This is a genomic window from Colwellia sp. MT41 (assembly GCF_001444365.1).
Classification (GTDB): Bacteria; Pseudomonadota; Gammaproteobacteria; order Enterobacterales; family Alteromonadaceae; genus Colwellia; species Colwellia marinimaniae.
This window is the reverse complement of sequence record NZ_CP013145.1, coordinates 611,706-630,609: the sequence shown is the minus strand read 5'-3', so window position 1 is coordinate 630,609 and position 18,904 is coordinate 611,706. Positions and strand designations below refer to the sequence as shown.

Here is an 18,904-nt window from a genome sequence, read left to right as displayed (position 1 = left end):
CCCATATCTAACAAGATAAATGGCGATGTTCTAATTACAAAACAAGAAAATAAGGATTGGAATCTTCAATAAGTTGTTGATCTCTTTTAATTTTAAAATGGACTTATTATGAAAAAATATATTTATATCTCTTTATCGTTAATGTTAACCGCTTGTGGTGTAAGTAATGACGATAAGAGTGAGCTGGAAACTCTAAACTTAACATCAATAGCATTGTCGACTTGCTTAAGTACAAGTGCAGAAAGGTTTGGCTACGAATCTATATCAGATGTCGAAACCCTATCTTGTAGCGATGTTTCAGAAGAAGCATTTGACCAAACCGCACTTGACGAAATGAATCTTTTTGAAAACTTATCAAATTTAAGCCTGTATTATATGAAATCCCCTATTCATTTTGATGGCAGTAATTTTCCCGCCCTTAAAGCATTTCGATGTGACAATTGTTCGTTGGAGAGTATTGATTTAAGCCAGAATAGCGAACTTAATTCATTTGAAATATGGGGGAATACGTACTTAACTGAGTTAGACTTATCCAATAGCCCTAAACTAGAAAAGTTAAACTTGTCAAAAGTTACAATAATGAATCTTAACCTAGGTAATCAGCAGCTATTAAAGGAAGCTTATATAGTTGGTGACGCTCTATACAAAAACACACAGTTAAATATCAATTTGACTGGAGCTACAGCATTAGAGAGCTTAGAAATGTTTTTTGTTGGAATAGAACACCTTGATTTGTCGAATAATTTAGAATTAACTAGTCTTCAAATAAATTACTCAACTATACAATCACTTGATATAGGGAGTACTAAAATACAGCACTTAGGAATAAATTATAGTGACATTGTTAGCCTTGATACCTCTACGTTTATAGATCTAAGATCTCTTGTTCTTGTTGAAAATAAAATAGTATCTCTAAATCTTGAAAATAATGTTCTGCTTGAACTTTTAAATCTTAAAGGTAACCCTCTGTCAGACGGTATGCTTGATTATTTAGAGTCTATAACGTGGATAGATCGAATAGAATTTTAGTTGATAGCGTATGCACACACGTCAATAGCAAACACACAACTTAGGCTAAGCAGCTTATCTTCTACCCACCCTCGCCTATGGTCAAAGTTTTTTCCGGTATTTTTATCTTGGCCGCATAAAAAGGCTCGGCGAACACAACGAGAAATACAATGATAAAAAGGGGTGTCTTCTAAGCTAATTAATTGCTTTCTAGCGGTTGTCATGTCAACGCCTCTCGCATAAAGGTTATTTATTAACCTTATTTGAGGCGCTTACATTATTCAACTTTGAGCGACTGTCCCTGTTATTTCTGCTCGCATAAAGGTTATTTATTAACCTTAGTTGAGGCGCTTACATTATTCAACTTTGAGCGACTGTCCCTGTTATTTCTTCTGTTATTTCTGATCTATCATTAATAATTTACCGCCTTTTTAAGAGACTTTAGTACTTGTGGCATTAATGCAACCGAGCGGGAGTAAGTACCACAATGAGTGTTAAAAAAACGCTTGTATGCCCGTTTGTGCACGTCCTAAAATTAAGGCATGAACATCATGGGTGCCTTCATAGGTATTAACCGCTTCAAGGTTCATCACATGACGAATAATATGATACTCATCACTAATACCATTGCCACCGTACATATCTCGTGCTTGCCGAGCAATATCTAGTGCTTTGCCACAAGAATTACGCTTGATCAGTGAAATAGCTTCAGGGGCTAAGTTATTACTATCCATCAGGCGCCCTGCTTGCAAGCAAGCCAACAAGCCAATACTAATTTCGGTTTGCATATCAGCGAGCTTCTTTTGAATCAATTGTGTTGCCGCTAAGGGCTTACCAAATTGCTCTCTATCTAAAGTGTACTGACGCGCACCATGCCAACAAAATTCCGCAGCGCCCAGTGCGCCCCAAGCAATGCCGTAACGTGCTTTATTCAAACAACCAAAAGGACCAGACAAACCACTGGCCTTTGGCAACATATTTTCAGCCGGTACAAAGACATTTTCCATAACAATTTCGCCAGTTATAGACGCACGCAGCGAGAACTTACCTTCAATTTTTGGTGCTGATAAGCCGGGCATGCCTTTTTCAAGAATAAAGCCCTTAATAACACCTTCAAGCTTGACCCAAACAATAAATACATCGGCAATAGGTGAGTTAGTGATCCACATTTTACTGCCATTTAGTTGATAACCACCGTCAACAGCGACTGCTTTACTGGCCATACTGGCGGGATCAGAGCCAGAATTGGGTTCAGTTAAGCCAAAACAACCGATATATTCACCGGTGGCCAATTTAGGTAAATATTTCATTTTTTGCGCTTCACTGCCATAAGCATGGATAGGATGCATAACCAGTGAGGATTGCACACTCATGGCACTGCGATAACCACTATCAACCCGCTCTACTTCTCGAGCAATTAAGCCATAACTAACATAATTAATACCCGCACAACCGTATTTTTCTTCAATGGTGGCACCCAATAAACCAAGTGCGCCAAACTCCTTCATAATTTCAAGGTCAAAAATTTCATGGCGATTCGCTAATAAAATACGTGGCATAAGCTTTTCTTGGCAATACTGATGAGCACTATCACGCACTAAACGCTCTTCTTCTGTTAGTAGAGAGTCAAGTAATAATGGGTCTTGCCAGTTAAAGTGTACTTTCTTCACCTTAGCTGCTTGGCTGTTTTTACTTACTTTTTTTACCTTACTATTTGACATAAAAGTTACCTGAATGACTATTGAACACCTATATAAGCAGATAATAATAGAAAGCTTTAACAAGTCAATCCAATGCCAGCAGTATCATGAACTAGATCAATTTCACCCCCAACTTACACTTACTTACAGTTAACTGACAGTTTTTCGACATTTAGGTTACTGATTAATACACCAGTGCTTGGCAAAATCAGCCCATAACAAAGTTCGGTAACACCTTAGTAAACGATAGGAACAACTCACTCATGAAAATAACATCAGTCACTCGCATGGCCAGCTCACTTTTGCTGTTCACTTTTGCAGTGCCCGAAATAGCCATAGCAGCAGTGGCACAAAGCCAACAAGAAAGTAGTACTGAACAAAATAAGAACGTAACAACTGGACAAGATATTGAGGTTATTGAAGTGACCTCAAAGCGTAACCAAGCCAATAGTGAGATGACTGAACAAACCGAACAATTAATGAGTGTAGCCGGTATTGGTAATGACCCATTAAGCGCAGTATATAGCTTACCTGGCATTGTTTATGCTGGCGGTGATAGTGGCTCACCGGCCGTACGTGGCTCTTCCCCTGATGATAACGCCTTTTATATTGATGACCTGCCGGTAGCGTATATATTTCATTTATTTGGTGACAGTATATTTAATGAAAACCTCATCCAAGACTTTGCCTTACACCCAGCCGCTTTTGGCAGTGAATACGGCAACGCCACTGGCGGGATATTCGATGTAAAACTACGAGATCCTCGTCAACAAGAAATTGCTACCACCGTTGATTTAAGCATGCTTAAAAGTGGTTTTATGGTTGAAGGTGAAACCTTTGATGACCAAGCTTTTTATTTATCGTATCGTCGCAGTCAAATTCACCTGTTTTTACCAGAAGGCACAGAAGAAGATGGTTATACCATATTTAAAGCGCCTATTAGTGACGATTATCAAGCAAAATATCAATGGTTAATCGGTGATGCTCATAAGCTTACCTTGAGTGCTTCCGGCGCAAGTGATACTGGCGGCATTAACATATCTGAAAACTCAGAAGAAGGTAAGATTGATCCTGATAGCATAGGTGACCTTAAAATTACCACAGGCTTTGATAGTCAAAGCATTTCATGGCAATACTATGGTGAACAACAAAAAATCATGCAACTGGTTGTTGGTCATACTGTTGAAACAACTGAGCAGATATTTGGTCAAGGACAGTTTATTGAAGTCGAAGAGGAGCAATACCAGGTACGATTTTCCTCACAAATTAGCTGGCTAACAAATCACAAACTCGGTTTTGGTGTTGATTACAGTAAAACTGAGATCGATTATAGTTACGATATTATTCCCTATTTTTGCACCGAAAACGATGCCGATTGTAATGCCCTTAAAGGCGACAGAATTCAAGACACCTCCTCATTGAGCGACGAAGACATTGCCATATATGTCCATGACATTTGGCAAATGAGCCCTAACTGGCAACTAACCTATGGCATTAGAGCTGAACGTAATGATTATACCGGGCAAGATTTCATTCACCCAAGACTGGCTTTAGATTGGCTGGCCACCGACAGCTTAACCATAAAAGCAAAAGCAGGAAGCTATAGTCGCTTCCCAGACGTAGATACCGCGCTGCCAAAACTTGGTAACCCTAAAATAAAATCGCCACAAGCTAGACATTATTCTTTAGGTTTTGATTATAACTTAAACGGCTTATGGTTTACCTCAGTTGATATCTACCATAAAGAGTTAACTAAATTACCTCGCTCAATTGATCAACATACAGCTGAAACTGACTGGCAGGCTAATTATACCGCCGATACTTCCGGCGATGCACAAGGGGTAGAATGGTTGGTTAGGCGTGAGCGCGAAAACGGTTGGTTTGGTTGGGCATCGTTAAGTTGGTCACAAAGTCAGCGTACTGATGATTTGACCGATGTCACCAGCGATTATTACTTAGATACACCTCTGGTTGCCAATGTCGTGGCAAATTATCAGTTAAACGAGCACTGGGATTTTGGTTTACGCTTTACCCTGCGCAGCGGCGCGAAATACACCCCTATTATTGGTTTGCGTGAAAATCCTGATTATGACGAGCACTTCCTACCTGAGTATGGCGAATTAAACGCAAAAACCTTACCTGTTTATCATCGCTTAGACTTAGAAGCGAATTACCAAACTAGCTACTGGGGTAATGACGCTAAGTGGACCATGGCGATTATTAATGCCATGGCACAAAAGAATGTTTCCGGTTACTACTATGAGCCAGAAGACGGTGATACCTTAACCGAGTTTAATATTAGCGGCGAGGAAGATATTGGTATGTTCCCTTATATCGGCTTAAAAATGAGTTTTTAGTGAATGTTTTCAGCCCAGATGTTTAGGCATTGGTTTTACTTACACTTTTTAAACAATAAAATTGCACCGCTAAGCGTAAGTAATAATTACAAAGTGGTAACATATAGTTACTTTTTGTAAATTTACTTTGTGCTTTACCATGGCCTTTAAAAAAACCAATATCAGACGAAGACAGAATCACGGCTTACACTGGCTAGTTACCATTAGCTTATTGATGTTTAGTTGCTTAAGTTATGGACAAGAAACCAGTGATAACGTAGAGCACCTAGCTAGTTTAGAACTTAGCGCAGAGCAAGAATATAACGCCAACAAACCAGTACTCAAAGATGAGTTTGAATGGCAATTTGCCCTTGATTTCTCTTTAGTTTATGACCCGACAATTATTGCCGGTATAGAACAAGATGGGCTATCGCACTACTTTATGCCAGGTTTGTTATTTGACCTATCTTATAAAGGATTTTATTTACAGAGCAATCAAAGACGCTCAAGTGCTTTACTTGGCGGTACTGAATTTGGCTATCAGCTTGTTGTTGAACAGAATTGGCAACTTGATCTGATAGCCAAGGCGTATATGCAAGGTTATGACTCAGACTCACTCATTGACTATGGCGGCGGCGATGAAGAAGTACTGTTAGGTTTAACTGAACGTGAAGTCACAATCGGCTTCGCGATACGTTACTCGCAGTACTTTAAAGATAGCATATTTACCCTGGACCTTGCCTCAGCTCATACCGGTGATGATGAGTATGGCGATCATGTCAGTGGCCTAATTATTGATAGCTTTTACAGCCATTTATTACCCTATAGAAATTGGGATATTTATCTAGGTGTCGGTTTAACCTACTTTAGTCAAGATATTATTGATTACTATATTGGCGTTGGTAGCAACGAAGTAAGCGAAACTCGGCCTGAATATACCGCTAAAGGTGGCTTCAGAGGGCAAGCGGAGATTTATGCGCAATACCCTATATCAGCAAGTTGGTCTTTTCATACCGGCATAACCCACAGCCTTTTTTCAAAAAATGTAAAAGCAAGTCCCTTGGTTGATACTAACAATATAACCCAAGTAATGCTTGGGGTACTTTATGTATTTTAATGTTGGCAAAGGAATTGCCATAGCTCATGTAAAAGTAACGCTATTCTTGCTCTATAGCTTTTTATTGGCCGGGCAAGTTAACGCTAATGAGGTCAAAACGGCTAACAATGCTGAAGTAACTTTTACCGCCCTACCCGAGCAGTGTGTCACCTTACGACAAGGGCGCGATTGTTTTGCTACAGTAGAATTGCAATGGCACTCATCGACCAAGCAAAGTTTTTGTTTGTATCAAGAAGGTAAAAATAAGCAGTTAGGTTGTTGGCAAAACAATAACCAAGTGTTAATAAATGTTGAGTTTCAATCCAACAAAACTATTAAGTATCAACTGCGTACAGTCAGTGATAATAAAGTCATAGCCGAGACTCAAGTTGAGGTAAGCTGGCAACATAAAAATACCGCACGTAAACGTCGTTGGCGACTGTTTTAACCAGGCTCTGTGGTAGTTTAGTGTTGCTGAGTAAACAAGCGAAAAGCGTAAAACCGTCCATGGGGCTCTACACCAGCGTCAGGACAGTGTGCTCCTGCACGGTCTAATCAGGTATATCCATATACTGTCATGCTGGTGAAGTTCGCTGTTATCACCTCAGTAATACTCAAATCTTATAGTTACAATGTAGACAATAGTATTATGGAACAGAGCCTTTAATAAACACTAAAGCGGTAACTAAATAAAAGGGTAGGAATAGATAAAATGCACAATATTTTATTGGTGGAAGATGATATTAGCCTGGCTAATTGGGTCTGTGAATATTTAACCGAACAGGGCTTTAATGTCACCCATGTCGCCCGTGGCGATTTAGTCTTAGATGTTATTAAGAAAAATAGCACTGATATCGTTTTACTCGACGTTATGTTACCAGGCTTAAATGGCATAGAAGTATGCCGGCTTATTCGTCAACATAAGCCGAGCCAACAAGTGCCAATTATTATGTTAACCGCCCGCGCCGATGAATTTGATGAAGTGATTGGCTTAGAAGCTGGCGCGGATGACTATGTAATAAAACCCGTTCGACCACGGGCTTTATTAGCGCGCATTAACCGTCAACTCAGCCATAGAAACAAAGCAGACAATAACCTCAATAACGAACTGGTTTTTGGTGATTTGAGCATAAACCAAGCAGCAAAACGTGTCGTTTATCAAGGTAAAGAAGTAGAGTTATCAACCAGCCTCTTTGCCTTCCTCACCTATTTAGCCCAACATGCTGGCAGTGTAGTTGACCGAGACTCTGTTTTTAAAGCGCTGAAAAAACGCGAATATGATGGTCAAGATAGACGTTTTGACGTGATGTTATCAACTTTACGTAAATTATTTAATGATGACCCACAAAAACCGAAAAAATTTAAAACAATTTGGGGTAAAGGCTATTTATTTGTTAGTGATGCTTGGCAAGAACAATCAAGCTTTGGCATTGACGAATAACCATGCGTGGCCTCTATATCAGTATTATTCTCACCGTATTAGGCTCGCTATTTTTTATTGGCTGGGGACTCGATGAACTAGTGGCATATGCCACAGAAGATAAAATAACCGAAACGAAAACAACCACTATCTACCGACAGTTAGTCAATGGGCTGACTAGCGAGCTGAGCTCGCTCAGCAGTCTAGAGTTAAACGACAGAGTTAAAAAATTTCAACAACATTACCAACTGGATACTAGCTTAGCATCGAGCAAAAAAATCGCCCTGCCTAGCTCACTAATTGCGCAATTAACCCTGCCAGGAGGCTTACTGCTAGCCTCAAGTGCCAACCAATACTTATTAAAAAGCATAGCCAACCACCCTGAGTTTCTTTTGCGCCTTGAACTACCCACTGAAACAGCAGATGACGACAACATTAATTTTATTTTAACGTTAACACTCTACCTAAGTATTTGTTTCATACTTATTTTATGGTTAATCCCCTTAACTAGACGTTTATACCTACTCAACAATGCCGCCGCTAAAATAGGCTCAGGACAGCTTGATGTGCGTATCGCCAGTAGCCGCTTATCTTATATAAAAGTGTTAGAGCAAAGCTTTAATACCATGGCCAGTAAACTAGAAAAACTCGTCGCCGATAATAAAATCCTCGCTCGCAGCTTATCCCATGATATTCGTACACCAATGGCTTGTTTACGTTTTGGTATAGAAGCCGCTTTAGACAGTAACTCCATTGAAAAGAAAAATAATTACTTGTCGCGCATGGACAATGAATTAACACGCATGGAGGAAATGACCAGTGCTTTTCTTGATTATGCCTCGATGGAACGCCAAGGGCTAAATTTAAAAAAGCAGCCGACCAATATTTGTGCCCTAATCACCTCGGCTATCAATGATTGCCAAGTACTGGCAGAGCAAAAAAACATTAGCGTACAGTTAACGGGCGATAACACCATACTTTATCCCTTAGATTACCACTGGAGCTATCGCGCCCTAGTCAATCTTATTAGCAATGCCATTGGCTACGCCAACAGCCAAGTACTACTCACCCTAACCAATAACAACCAACAACTGACCATTACCGTTGAAGATGATGGCAAAGGCATAGCAAATGATAAACTCGCCATTATCTTCACCCCTTTTGTCAAACTCGATGCCGATAGGTCAAGAGAGCAAGGTCATTTTGGCTTAGGCTTAGCTATTTGCAGTAAAATCATGGACTGGCATCAAGGCAGCATTAACGCCAGCAATAGCCACCGTCTATCTGGTGCCTGCTTTACCTTAAACTTTCCGAAATAAACAGCGGTTCTAGGTTGAAAATACGACAAAACCCATAAAAATTAGGCTTTTTATCATACTTTACTATGCTTTGTAGATAGCGATTTACTCAGCAAAGACTAACAACAGTTATGCATAATAATTCTAAGCAAAAATCTGCTTTTCAATTCACCATAAAGAAAAAGCTCATTGTTAATGCCTTCATTAACATTAGCTTAATATTAATCATTGGCCTCTATGCTTTAAATCAAATGAAGCTGATTGGTGAAGAAGTTGAAGAAATTGCTGAAATTGATATGCCGTTAATTCGTAGCATTACCGCAATAGAAACCCATCAACTCGAACAAGCTCTGTATTTAGAGCGTGTATTACGCTTAGGGACCCAGACATTTCAGTCAGCGTTGACGGTGCAAGAGTATGCCATGGCTAAAGCTCAGTTTCTCCACTTTGGTGCGCAAGTTAAACAAGAATTGCTTCAGCTAGAGTCAAAGGTAAATGATGATATTAAGCTCACCCCTTATGAGGCCGATAAACAAGAATTCCAATACGTATTAAAACAGATAATCAATATAAGTGCTGAACACCAAAGTTACCAAAAACATGCCATGAAAATTATTGCTCTACTCAATGCAAAACTTAAAGGTCTTGCATTCAACTACGCTACGCCTCAAGTGAGTAATGACATCAATGCCACGCCCTTATCAGCTAAGGTTCAACAAGACAACTTACTCGCTGAGCGAGAACAGCTTGAACGGCTTGAACGGCTCATTCATGATATTGAATTAGAAGAAGATAATATAGATCATGAGCTTGAGCAGCTATTAACAGAAATTGAAGATTTTACCCAAGAGTCACTCTACGCTGCCGAAGAACATGAGCAGGCGGCTATTCAACAAATTCTTTTGCTGATCATTATCGGCACTATTCTGGCCACATTAGGTTCCTTTATTATTGCTCGGCTCATTAGTTTGCCTATCACCCGATTAAGAGAACTCGCCAAGAAGGTAGCAAGGGGCGATTTAAGTCAACAAATCAGCCAAATCAGCAATGATGAACTCGGTGAGTTATCCTTAGCGATTAATAGCACCATACAATCAATGGCAGAAGCCGCAGAGCAAGCTGAAGCTATTGCCTTAGGAGATTTCAGCCAGGAAATTCACCCAAAAGGTGAGCAAGACAAGCTTGGTCATGCTTTACATAATATGAAAGCGCAAATTATTGAGCAAAATGCTAGCTTGGCAGAAAAAATAGCCCTTAATGAGGGCATAGTTAATACCAGTATGGATGCTATTTTAACCATAGATGCACTAGGTACTATTCTTTCGTGTAACAACTCGACTATGCGTTTATTTCATTATCGGCGAGAGGAAATAATAGGGCGAAATATAAAAAAACTGATGCCTATGCCTTATGCGGCCGAGCACGATAGTTATCTTAACAACTATAAAACTAGCGCTATCAAAAAAGTTATTGGTATCGGTCGAGAAGTTCAGGCTCTTAAAAAAGATGGCACTATATTTCCTATCGCGCTGTCTGTCGGCGAAGTAACGCAACAAGGTGCTCAAAACAGAGTTTACACTGGCTTTATTCGAGATATATCGCAAGAGAAAAAATTTGAAGCCGACTTACAGCAAAATAACGACCAGCTATCTAAACAAAATGAGCGCCAGCATCAATTAGCTGAAATTAACGAACTGACTCAGGGTATCACTGAACTAACAAAACTAAGTGATGACATCATTAGTAATTTAGCCACTGCCTGCCAAGCCGGACATGGGGTGATATATATTAAGGAGCAACAAGATAGTAATACCTTGTCTCTGGTCGGCAGTTACGCTTTTCAATCTAGAAAAAATATTGCCGCGACTATTAAGGTAGGCGAGGGTTTAATTGGCCAGTGCGCTAAAGAGAAGAAACTTATTCTGCTGACTAAGGTCCCCGGTGATTATATTCAAATAAATTCCGCCTTAGGTGAGCAAACACCCCTTAATTTAATACTCTTACCTATACTTTTTGAAAGCAAAATTATGGCCGTTATTGAACTGGCTTCCTTCCACGTTTTTACTGAGGAACAGCAGCTAACATTAACGCAAGTAGCACAAAGTCTCGGCATAGTCATTAACAACCTATTCAGTCAACAAAGAACCAAACAACTATTACACGAAACCCAGCAACAGGCAGAAGAATTACAAACGCAGCAAGAAGAGTTAAAAAGTGCTAATGAAAATTTAGTTGAGCAAACCCAGCAATTAAAAGCCTCAGAAGAGGAATTAAGACAACAAAGTGAGGAACTACAAACCTCTAATGATGAATTAGGCCAAAGACAAAAAGATTTACAAGCGCAAAGAGACAAGATTGCCGCCTCAGAGCAAGAGTTAGCGATCAAGGCCAAAGAGCTGACGATAGCCAGTAAATATAAGTCAGAGTTTTTAGCGAATATGAGCCACGAATTAAGAACGCCACTGAATAGCTTATTACTCTTGGCTAAGGGCTTAGCTGACAATACCAGTGGTCACTTAGATGAAACTGAAGTTGAAGATGCCCATATCATCTATGATGGTGGTCAAAGCCTGCTGCACCTGATTAACGATATTCTCGACTTATCAAAAGTCGAAGCAGGGAAATTAAATATTCACCGAGAAAATGTCCAACTTAGCCAAGTCAAAGATAAGTTATTGCAACTCTTTACCCCGCTGGCAAAAGAAAGGAACATTCAATTGTCAGCCAGCATAGACAATAACATACCTGATAGCATCATCACCGACAGTCAACGCCTCGAGCAAATATTACGCAACTTACTTTCTAATGCGGTTAAATTCACTGAAATGGGAGAAGTAACAATAAACTTCCGCCTGCCCGCTGAAAACACTCACTTTAGACAGCAGCATTTAACCGTAAACAACAGCCTAGCCATTGTAGTTACTGATACGGGTGTTGGTATTGCGGAAGATAAGTTACAAGCTATTTTTGAGGCCTTTCAACAAGCCGATGGCTCAACTAGCCGAAAATATGGCGGTACTGGCTTAGGTTTAACCATAGCGAGAGAATTAAGCCATTTACTGGGCGGAGAAATACAACTGACCAGCCAAATACATAAAGGCAGTAGCTTTACCCTGTATTTACCACTCTCTTCTGACGATGCCACTAGCTCCGCCAGTAAAAATGAAGCCCAGGTAATAACGCACAACCTAGCGAGCAAAAACAGCGCAGCAAGTACCTTACCTCAGCCCCCTGCGGTTCACACATCTGCATTAGCGGGTATTGACAGAGACATAGATTTAGAGCTAAATATTTTTATTGATGACGATAGATTCAATATACACGCTGGCGACAAAACGCTGTTAGTCATAGATGATGATAAAATATTTGCGAAAATATTACGTGATTACGCCCGAAAAAGTGGCTATAAATGCTTGGTGGCCGGTGATGGCCGCTCGGGAATATATTTAGCACAACATCATCAGCCCAATGGCATTATTCTTGACCTTATGCTACCCGATATTGATGGCCACCAAGTATTAGAGCAATTAAAGTCCAGCTTAAAAACTCAGCATATTCCAGTAGAAATCATTTCAGCCCACAGTGAAAATCGCAGTGAGGCCTTAGCCGAAGGAGCGATTGGCTTACAAACCAAACCCGTTAGTAGTGAGCAGCTGCACCAAGTATTAGTTGAAATTGAAAACTTATCAACAGCAAAGATTCGCCAAGTATTGATTATTGAAGATAATAAGCACCATAGTAAAGCCACCCGACGATTACTGGAAAATATCGGCCTAAAAGCCACGTGTGTCTCTACTGGCGAAGAAGGCTGTGTCGCCATTTTAACCGGAAAATATGACTGCGTTATTTTAGACTTAGGTTTACCCGATATGAGTGGTATTGAGCTATTAAAACAAGTGAATGCTGGCACCCTAGAAGTATTACCACCGGTAATTGTCTATACCGGTAAAGAGATTACCGACCAAGAGCAAGCAGAGCTCGACAAATACTCTTCTACGGTAGTCATAAAAGGCACAGGTTCTCCTGAGCGTTTACTTGATGATATATCGTTATTCTTATACGACATTGAAGAAAAATCCAGTAAGTTAACTAAGCTTAAAGATAAAAAGTCTATGCGGCTTTTACATGACGAAGATGCCATTTTACAAGGACGTAAAATATTATTAACTGATGATGATATGCGTAATAGCTATGCCTTATCTAAAAAGTTAATTGATATAGGGTGTGATGTAGAAATGGCCAATAACGGTAAAGAGGCGATTGAACTGCTCAGAGAGCATAACGATTTTGAACTTATTTTAATGGACACCATGATGCCAGTAATGGATGGTAATGAAGCCACCCAAATTATCCGTAATATGAAGCACTATAAAAAAATTCCTATTATTGCCCTAACCGCGAAAACGATGCCAGAAGATAGAGAGTTAGCATTAACATCTGGTGCATCAGAATATTTAACTAAACCTATAGATTTTGAAAAACTGGTTTCCATTTTGCGTATTTGGTTATTTAAAAAAGACGCATAGCAAATGTTAATTTTGCGACCTTGATTCAATAACAAGGAACAGCTCTTGATACCTACCACTCAAACAAAGACCAAAGCTTATAGTCCTCGCCCTGACGAAGACGAAATAATGGCACTAGAGATTAAGCTATTACTACAAGCAATAGCGTTTCGCTATGACTATGATTTTAGCCATTATGCCCAAGCATCGCTCACCCGGCGCATAAACAACTGCCTAAAAAAGGCGCAACTAAACAATGTTGCCGAAATGATCCCTAAAATATTATACCAGCCTGAGTTTTTTGAACTATTCCTCAAAGAAATGTCCGTAACAGTCACAGAAATGTTTCGTGACCCTCTGGTATTTAAAGCGCTCAGAGATAAGGTTTTTACCCAACTCAAAACCTACTCTCGGATCAATATTTGGCATGCTGGTTGCGCCACAGGTGAAGAAGTCTATTCATTAGCCATCATGTTAAAAGAAGAAGGTTTACTCAATCGCAGCCAGATATATGCGACAGACTTTAACAATCACTCGTTAAAAATAGCAGAGCAAGGCATTTATAAAGCAGAAAAAATCACCGAGTATACCCATAATTACCAACAGGCAGGTGGCAAAGCATCTTTTGCAGATTATTATCAAGCCAAGCATGGTTATGCCAAGATGCATAATGATCTTAAAGAGCATATTACCTTTGCCCACCATAACTTGATAAAAGACCAATGTTTTGCTCAAATGCATTTAATCCTTTGCCGTAACGTACTTATCTATTTTGATAAAAATTTACAGAACAAGGTCTTGTCACTCTTTAATAAAAGCCTAATACATCGTGGTTATCTGTTATTAGGTGATAAAGAATCACTGGAATTTAGCAATCAAAGAAACAACTTTGAGACTATTGCTAAAGACCAGCGTATTTATCAAAAAATCAACTATGAATAATCGTCGCCAAGCAACTCACTTATAATGGCGGCCAATAATAACGCCCTTTATCAAGCTTTAGTTATCGGTGTCTCTGCCGGCGGTCTTAATGCGCTGCATAAAATATTACCTAAACTACCCATAAACTTTCCTCTTGCCATCATAGTGCTGCAACATAGAGGCGAAATCGTCTTTGAGGGGGCCAGCCACAATGACTTTCTTATCAGTTATTTTAACAATGATTGCGCTATGCCGGTTAAGGAAGCTATGTTAGGCGCAAAAATAAAACCGGGAAATATTTACATTGCCCCGGCAAAGTACCACCTACTTATTGAAAAAAGTAAGATTTTTGCGTTGAGTCTTGAGCCGCCAGTTAATTTTGCGCTACCTTCAATTGACGTGCTCTTTGACAGCGCCAGTGCTTGCTACAAAAATCAATTAATTGGTCTTATACTTACAGGAGCAAGTAGTGATGGCAGTATAGGGCTAAAGAATATTAGTGACCGTGCTGGCTTAACACTGGTACAAGCGCCAAGAACTGCTGAAGTTGATTTTATGCCAAAAGCAGCCATTTACTTACATACAGTAGATCATATATTACCCTTGAATGATATTGCGCCATTTTTGTGCCACCTCATGCAAGGAGACAAGGGATAACATGGACTTAGAGACGCTGCCAAAAATTCTGATTGTTGATGATGAGCCTAATAATTTGCGCGTTTATGAGCGCACCTTGGCTTCACTCAATGTTGAAATTATCAAAGCACTCTCTGGACAACAGGCACTTGCCGTGGCCCACAAACATGATTTTGCCCTGATCTTAATGGATGTACAAATGCCTTGTATGGATGGCTTCGAAACCGCGGCCTTAATTCTTGATCATCCTAAAACTAGCCACATTCCGGTTATATTTATCACCGCTTTTGCCCGGGATGAGACTTTTGAATTTAAAGGCTATGCCAGCGGCGCGGTAGATTACCTAGTAAAACCAATTAATGAAGATGTCGTCCGCAGTAAGGTGGCGGTTTTTTTGGAGTTACATAAAGAAAAACAGCTATTAAATATTGCCTGTAAAGTACGCGAAAAAGCCGAAGCCGAACTAAGAGTGCACAAAGAGCACTTAGAAGAACTGGTGAAAGAACGCACGCAGGAATTACAAAATTCGATTGAAAATTTAATGGCGACACAAAACAAGTTGCTCGAATCAGAAAAAATGGCCTCCTTAGGCCGTTTAGTAGCTGGTGTCGCCCACGAGCTAAATACACCTATTGGGATTAGCATTACCGGTGCCTCTTTTTTACAAGAAAAATTGCAACAGCTAAAACATAATTTTAAGCAAGGTAAAATTAGCCGCAAAGATCTAGCGGACTTTGTTGACAGTGCACCAAAATCTGTTGATATTATTTTAACCAATTTAGATAGAGCCGCTGAACAAATTTCCAACTTCAAGCTGGTAGCTGTTGATCAAACCAGTGAAAGAAAACGTAACATCAATTTGCTCAGTTATATTCAAAAAGTAGTCAACAGCTTATCACCCGCCATCAATAAAGCTCAGCACACGGTAGAAGTAACTGGTGATCAAACCATAAAGCTTAATACCATTCCTGGGGGTATTTCACAAATTATTACTAACCTGATCATGAATTCAATTGTGCACGCCTATCAAGATGATGAGCAAGGAAAAATGCTGATCACGGTAAAACAAAAGCACAGCAAGGTATTACTCACCTATACGGATTATGGTCAGGGTATGGAAAAATCCGTCAGTCAGATGGTCTTTGAACCTTTTTTTACCACCACGCGAGGCTCTGGCGGTAGTGGTTTAGGCATGTACATTGTCTATAACCTTGTTAACCAAGGCTTAGGTGGGAAAATCACCTGTCTAAGCAAGCTAGGGCAAGGTACACAATTTATTATAGAATTTCCTATTCACCACAACAAGGACCAGCAATAATTGACCGCATTGCGTTGATTTGCCACTTGTTCGCTGGTCTAACCTTGGCTACAAATTACTGGCGTTAAAAATAGTGGCTGCTAAATTACTTACTATGATCCACCTCTCAGCTCTATTTCTTATTATTTTATATTAGCAGACCTGCCCGCATGCACGGCTGTGATACTTCTGTGATTAATTCTTCATTAATAAGTGATAAAATCGTGATCTGCTAGCGATAATTCACCGACATACTTGCTCTTACTCTGACAAGAAAAATGCTAACCGCATAAGTCTAACTACCAAGGAAAGTCTCATGAAAGTAATCAAGCAATCGCCAATAAAAACCACCTTAACTCTGCTAGCACTCGCGCTAGCCAGTACCACAACGATGGCACAAGAATTAGCCATTACTGTCACTAATTTAACCCAGGGATTGCATTTCACCCCAGTGGTTACCGCCGCCCACAGTAATGAAAATCGACTCTTTATGCTGAGCGATATGGCCAGTACTGAGCTACAAGCAATGGCCGAAGGCGGTGATATATCTGGCTTAGTCAGCCTATTAAGTAATGCTGACGCCAATATAAATGAAAACCCAGCGGGGGGGTTATTAGCTCCAGCGATGTCAGCAAGCTTTACCTTAACCAACGATAGCGGCAATACCCATCTGTCACTTGCCGCGATGATATTGCCTTCTAACGACGGTTTTGTTGGCTTAGATAGCTGGGAAATACCTGACGAAGCTGGCACTTATACGGTATTTTTAAATGCCTATGATGCTGGCACAGAAGCGAACGATGAAATCCGTGGCAGTGGCGCTCCAGGAGAAGCAGGCATGCCAGTACCACCGCCCCTTGATGCCAGCATAGGCATGAATGGCACTGGCGTTACCGACATGGAAGCGAATAACAAAGTGCATATTCACCGTGGCAGCCTAGGGGATGATGATATGTCAGCTGGCAAAAGCGATATTAACAATAGCGTACAACGTTGGTTAAATCCTGTCGCTAAACTCACCATTACCGTGCTATAGGGGTGCATCATGTTAACCTTTAACGCTCATAAGAACATTCACAGAAATACAGCTAAAAACTCTATTTATCAAATTGTTATTACTAGTTTACTGACGCTAGGCCTAGCCGCTTGTGGTGATAGCTACAATAACGGTGATGATAATTATACTCCGCTGGTGCAACCGCCGATGGAATATAGTTATTCAATAACCCTCACTAATTTAACCTATGGCCAACCTTTATCACCTATAGCAGTGGCACTGCACGGTGATAGTAAAATGTGGCAAGTGGGCCAAAGTGCCTCTGTCGCCTTAGAAAAATTAGCCGAAGGTGGTGATAATAGTGACTTCCTAGCCCTAGAGAGTAATCTAGCCAGCACAATGAGTGATGGCCCTTTACCACCAGGGGCTAGCGTCACTTTACATATTAGCACCACTGAGCCTATGGCAAATTATTTAACCGTTGTCACTATGTTGGTGAATACAAATGATGCTTTCTCGGGTCTTACTGGAGTAGATATATCAACATTAGTGCTTAACCAAGAAAAATCATGGCAGTTAAATGTTTATGATGCTGGCACAGAGCTCAATAACGAAGCCGTAGGTACCATTCCAGGACCTGCAGACGGCGGCGTGGGTTTTGATGCAGCTCGCAATGATACCGACTTAGTCGGCTATCATTCTGGCGTGGTGAGTAAAGATGATGGTTTATCTAGCTCAGTATTAACGCAGGCGCATCGTTTTGATAACCCTGCCGTTAAATTAACCATTACTCGAACTAAGTAGTGCGCTAGGTCAAGATAGCAAGCGGGTTAATTAATTGAACAGTTAATTAGTTTGCTTGCTATAGGTGGCTTTGGCCACTTATTGGCCACCATATGAAAGATAAAATTTTAATCATTGAAGACGAAATTGATATTGCTAAGCTCATTAAAGTGCACTTGTCTGAGTTAGAGCTGCACTGTGATATTTGTACCCAAGGTGAGCAAGCACTACAACAAGCCTTAACACAAGACTATCAACTTATTTTACTTGATGTGATGTTACCAGGCATTAGCGGGCTAGATATTTGTCGGCAAGTTAGACAAGCTAAACCGTTACAATCCATTATTATGCTGACCGCTAAAACCTCGGAAATAGACCGTGTGTTGGGGCTTGAGCTAGGGGCTGATGATTACATGACTAAACCGTTTAGCATTCGAGAATTACAGGCCCGAGTTAGGAGTCAATTACGCCGAGTGCATGCCATTAAGGCCAAAAATGCTGACAAACATAATCAGCCAGAGCAGGTAACAGCAACACCACTAGGCTCCACTGAACTAGAGAAAAATGGAGTAAGTATAGGGCAACTTCATATTGACCATAGGTATCACCAGGTTACCTATAAAAATAAAACCATCCACTTAACCGCGACAGAGTTTGAGTTAATAGATTTTTTCTGCCAACACCCTGATCAGGTGTTTTCGCGCGCGCAATTACTTGATGGTGTTTGGGGTTACCACCACAATGGCTATGAACACACAGTGAATTCTCATATTAATCGTCTCAGAAGCAAACTTGAGGAAAACAGTACTGAGCCAAAAATAATCCAAACCGTCTGGGGCGTTGGTTATAAACTTAATTCAGCCGGGGTAATGCCACCGGCAGCTTCTTAGCTAGTAGGATAATAAGG

General features: G+C 40.3%; 14 protein-coding genes and 1 pseudogene. 13 read left to right on the top strand and 2 right to left on the bottom strand.

The annotated features are described in order from the left end of the window. The first annotated feature begins 108 nt into the window (after positions 1-108). The gene (locus CMT41_RS02720) at positions 109-1,029 is read left to right on the top strand and encodes a hypothetical protein (protein ID WP_057179627.1); all 921 of its coding nucleotides are present in this window, start codon (positions 109-111) and stop codon (positions 1,027-1,029) included. Between the two features lie 2 nt (positions 1,030-1,031). On the opposite strand, the pseudogene CMT41_RS02715 reads toward CMT41_RS02720, so the two are convergent. Both CMT41_RS02715 and CMT41_RS02710 read right to left on the bottom strand, forming a co-directional pair. Then, positions 1,032-1,232 (bottom strand): annotated as a pseudogene (locus tag CMT41_RS02715) (transposase); the annotation flags it as partial. A 270-nt stretch (positions 1,233-1,502) separates the two neighbouring features. Continuing rightward, a complete protein-coding gene (locus CMT41_RS02710; protein ID WP_442855062.1) occupies positions 1,503-2,729 on the bottom strand; it encodes an acyl-CoA dehydrogenase in 1,227 nt (408 codons plus the stop codon). A gap of 242 nt (positions 2,730-2,971) precedes the next feature. Between CMT41_RS02710 and CMT41_RS02705 the strand changes: the two genes are divergently transcribed. The 12 genes from CMT41_RS02705 to CMT41_RS02650 all read left to right on the top strand — a co-directional run bounded on the left by CMT41_RS02705 (position 2,972) and on the right by CMT41_RS02650 (position 18,887). Beyond that, positions 2,972-5,065 carry a TonB-dependent receptor gene (locus tag CMT41_RS02705; protein ID WP_058026273.1) on the top strand — a complete coding sequence of 698 codons (2,094 nt, stop codon included), beginning with the start codon at positions 2,972-2,974 and terminating at the stop codon, positions 5,063-5,065. A gap of 139 nt (positions 5,066-5,204) precedes the next feature. Further along, on the top strand, positions 5,205-6,161 hold the full coding sequence (locus tag CMT41_RS02700) for a MipA/OmpV family protein (protein ID WP_231732953.1): 957 nt from the start codon (positions 5,205-5,207) through the stop codon (positions 6,159-6,161). Then, a complete protein-coding gene (locus tag CMT41_RS02695; RefSeq protein ID WP_058026272.1) occupies positions 6,151-6,588 on the top strand; it encodes a DUF3019 domain-containing protein in 438 nt (145 codons plus the stop codon). The genes CMT41_RS02700 and CMT41_RS02695 overlap by 11 nt, the downstream gene beginning before the upstream one ends. A 255-nt stretch (positions 6,589-6,843) precedes the next feature. After that, complete coding sequence (locus tag CMT41_RS02690) at positions 6,844-7,581, top strand: response regulator transcription factor (protein ID WP_438819278.1); 738 nt, start codon at positions 6,844-6,846, stop codon at positions 7,579-7,581. 2 nt (positions 7,582-7,583) lie between these two features. Beyond that, positions 7,584-8,879, top strand: a complete 1,296-nt coding sequence (locus CMT41_RS02685; protein ID WP_058026271.1) for a sensor histidine kinase — start codon at positions 7,584-7,586, stop codon at positions 8,877-8,879. A 110-nt stretch (positions 8,880-8,989) separates the two neighbouring features. Next, a complete protein-coding gene (locus CMT41_RS02680; protein ID WP_058026270.1) occupies positions 8,990-13,384 on the top strand; it encodes a response regulator in 4,395 nt (1,464 codons plus the stop codon). Positions 13,385-13,429: 45 nt separating this feature from the next. Next, positions 13,430-14,305: a CheR family methyltransferase gene (locus tag CMT41_RS02675; protein WP_083494195.1), complete on the top strand. Its 876-nt coding sequence runs from the start codon at positions 13,430-13,432 to the stop codon at positions 14,303-14,305. A gap of 24 nt (positions 14,306-14,329) precedes the next feature. Then, on the top strand, positions 14,330-14,941 hold the full coding sequence (locus CMT41_RS02670) for a chemotaxis protein CheB (RefSeq protein WP_057179617.1): 612 nt from the start codon (positions 14,330-14,332) through the stop codon (positions 14,939-14,941). A 1-nt stretch (position 14,942) separates the two neighbouring features. After that, complete coding sequence (locus CMT41_RS02665; protein WP_057179616.1) at positions 14,943-16,238, top strand: hybrid sensor histidine kinase/response regulator; 1,296 nt, start codon at positions 14,943-14,945, stop codon at positions 16,236-16,238. 295 nt (positions 16,239-16,533) lie between these two features. Beyond that, a complete protein-coding gene (locus CMT41_RS02660; RefSeq protein ID WP_058026269.1) occupies positions 16,534-17,253 on the top strand; it encodes a spondin domain-containing protein in 720 nt (239 codons plus the stop codon). Between the two features lie 9 nt (positions 17,254-17,262). Beyond that, the gene (locus CMT41_RS02655) at positions 17,263-18,018 is read left to right on the top strand and encodes a spondin domain-containing protein (protein ID WP_198149779.1); all 756 of its coding nucleotides are present in this window, start codon (positions 17,263-17,265) and stop codon (positions 18,016-18,018) included. Positions 18,019-18,110: 92 nt separating this feature from the next. Then, complete coding sequence (locus CMT41_RS02650; protein WP_058026268.1) at positions 18,111-18,887, top strand: response regulator transcription factor; 777 nt, start codon at positions 18,111-18,113, stop codon at positions 18,885-18,887. Positions 18,888-18,904 lie beyond the last annotated feature (17 nt).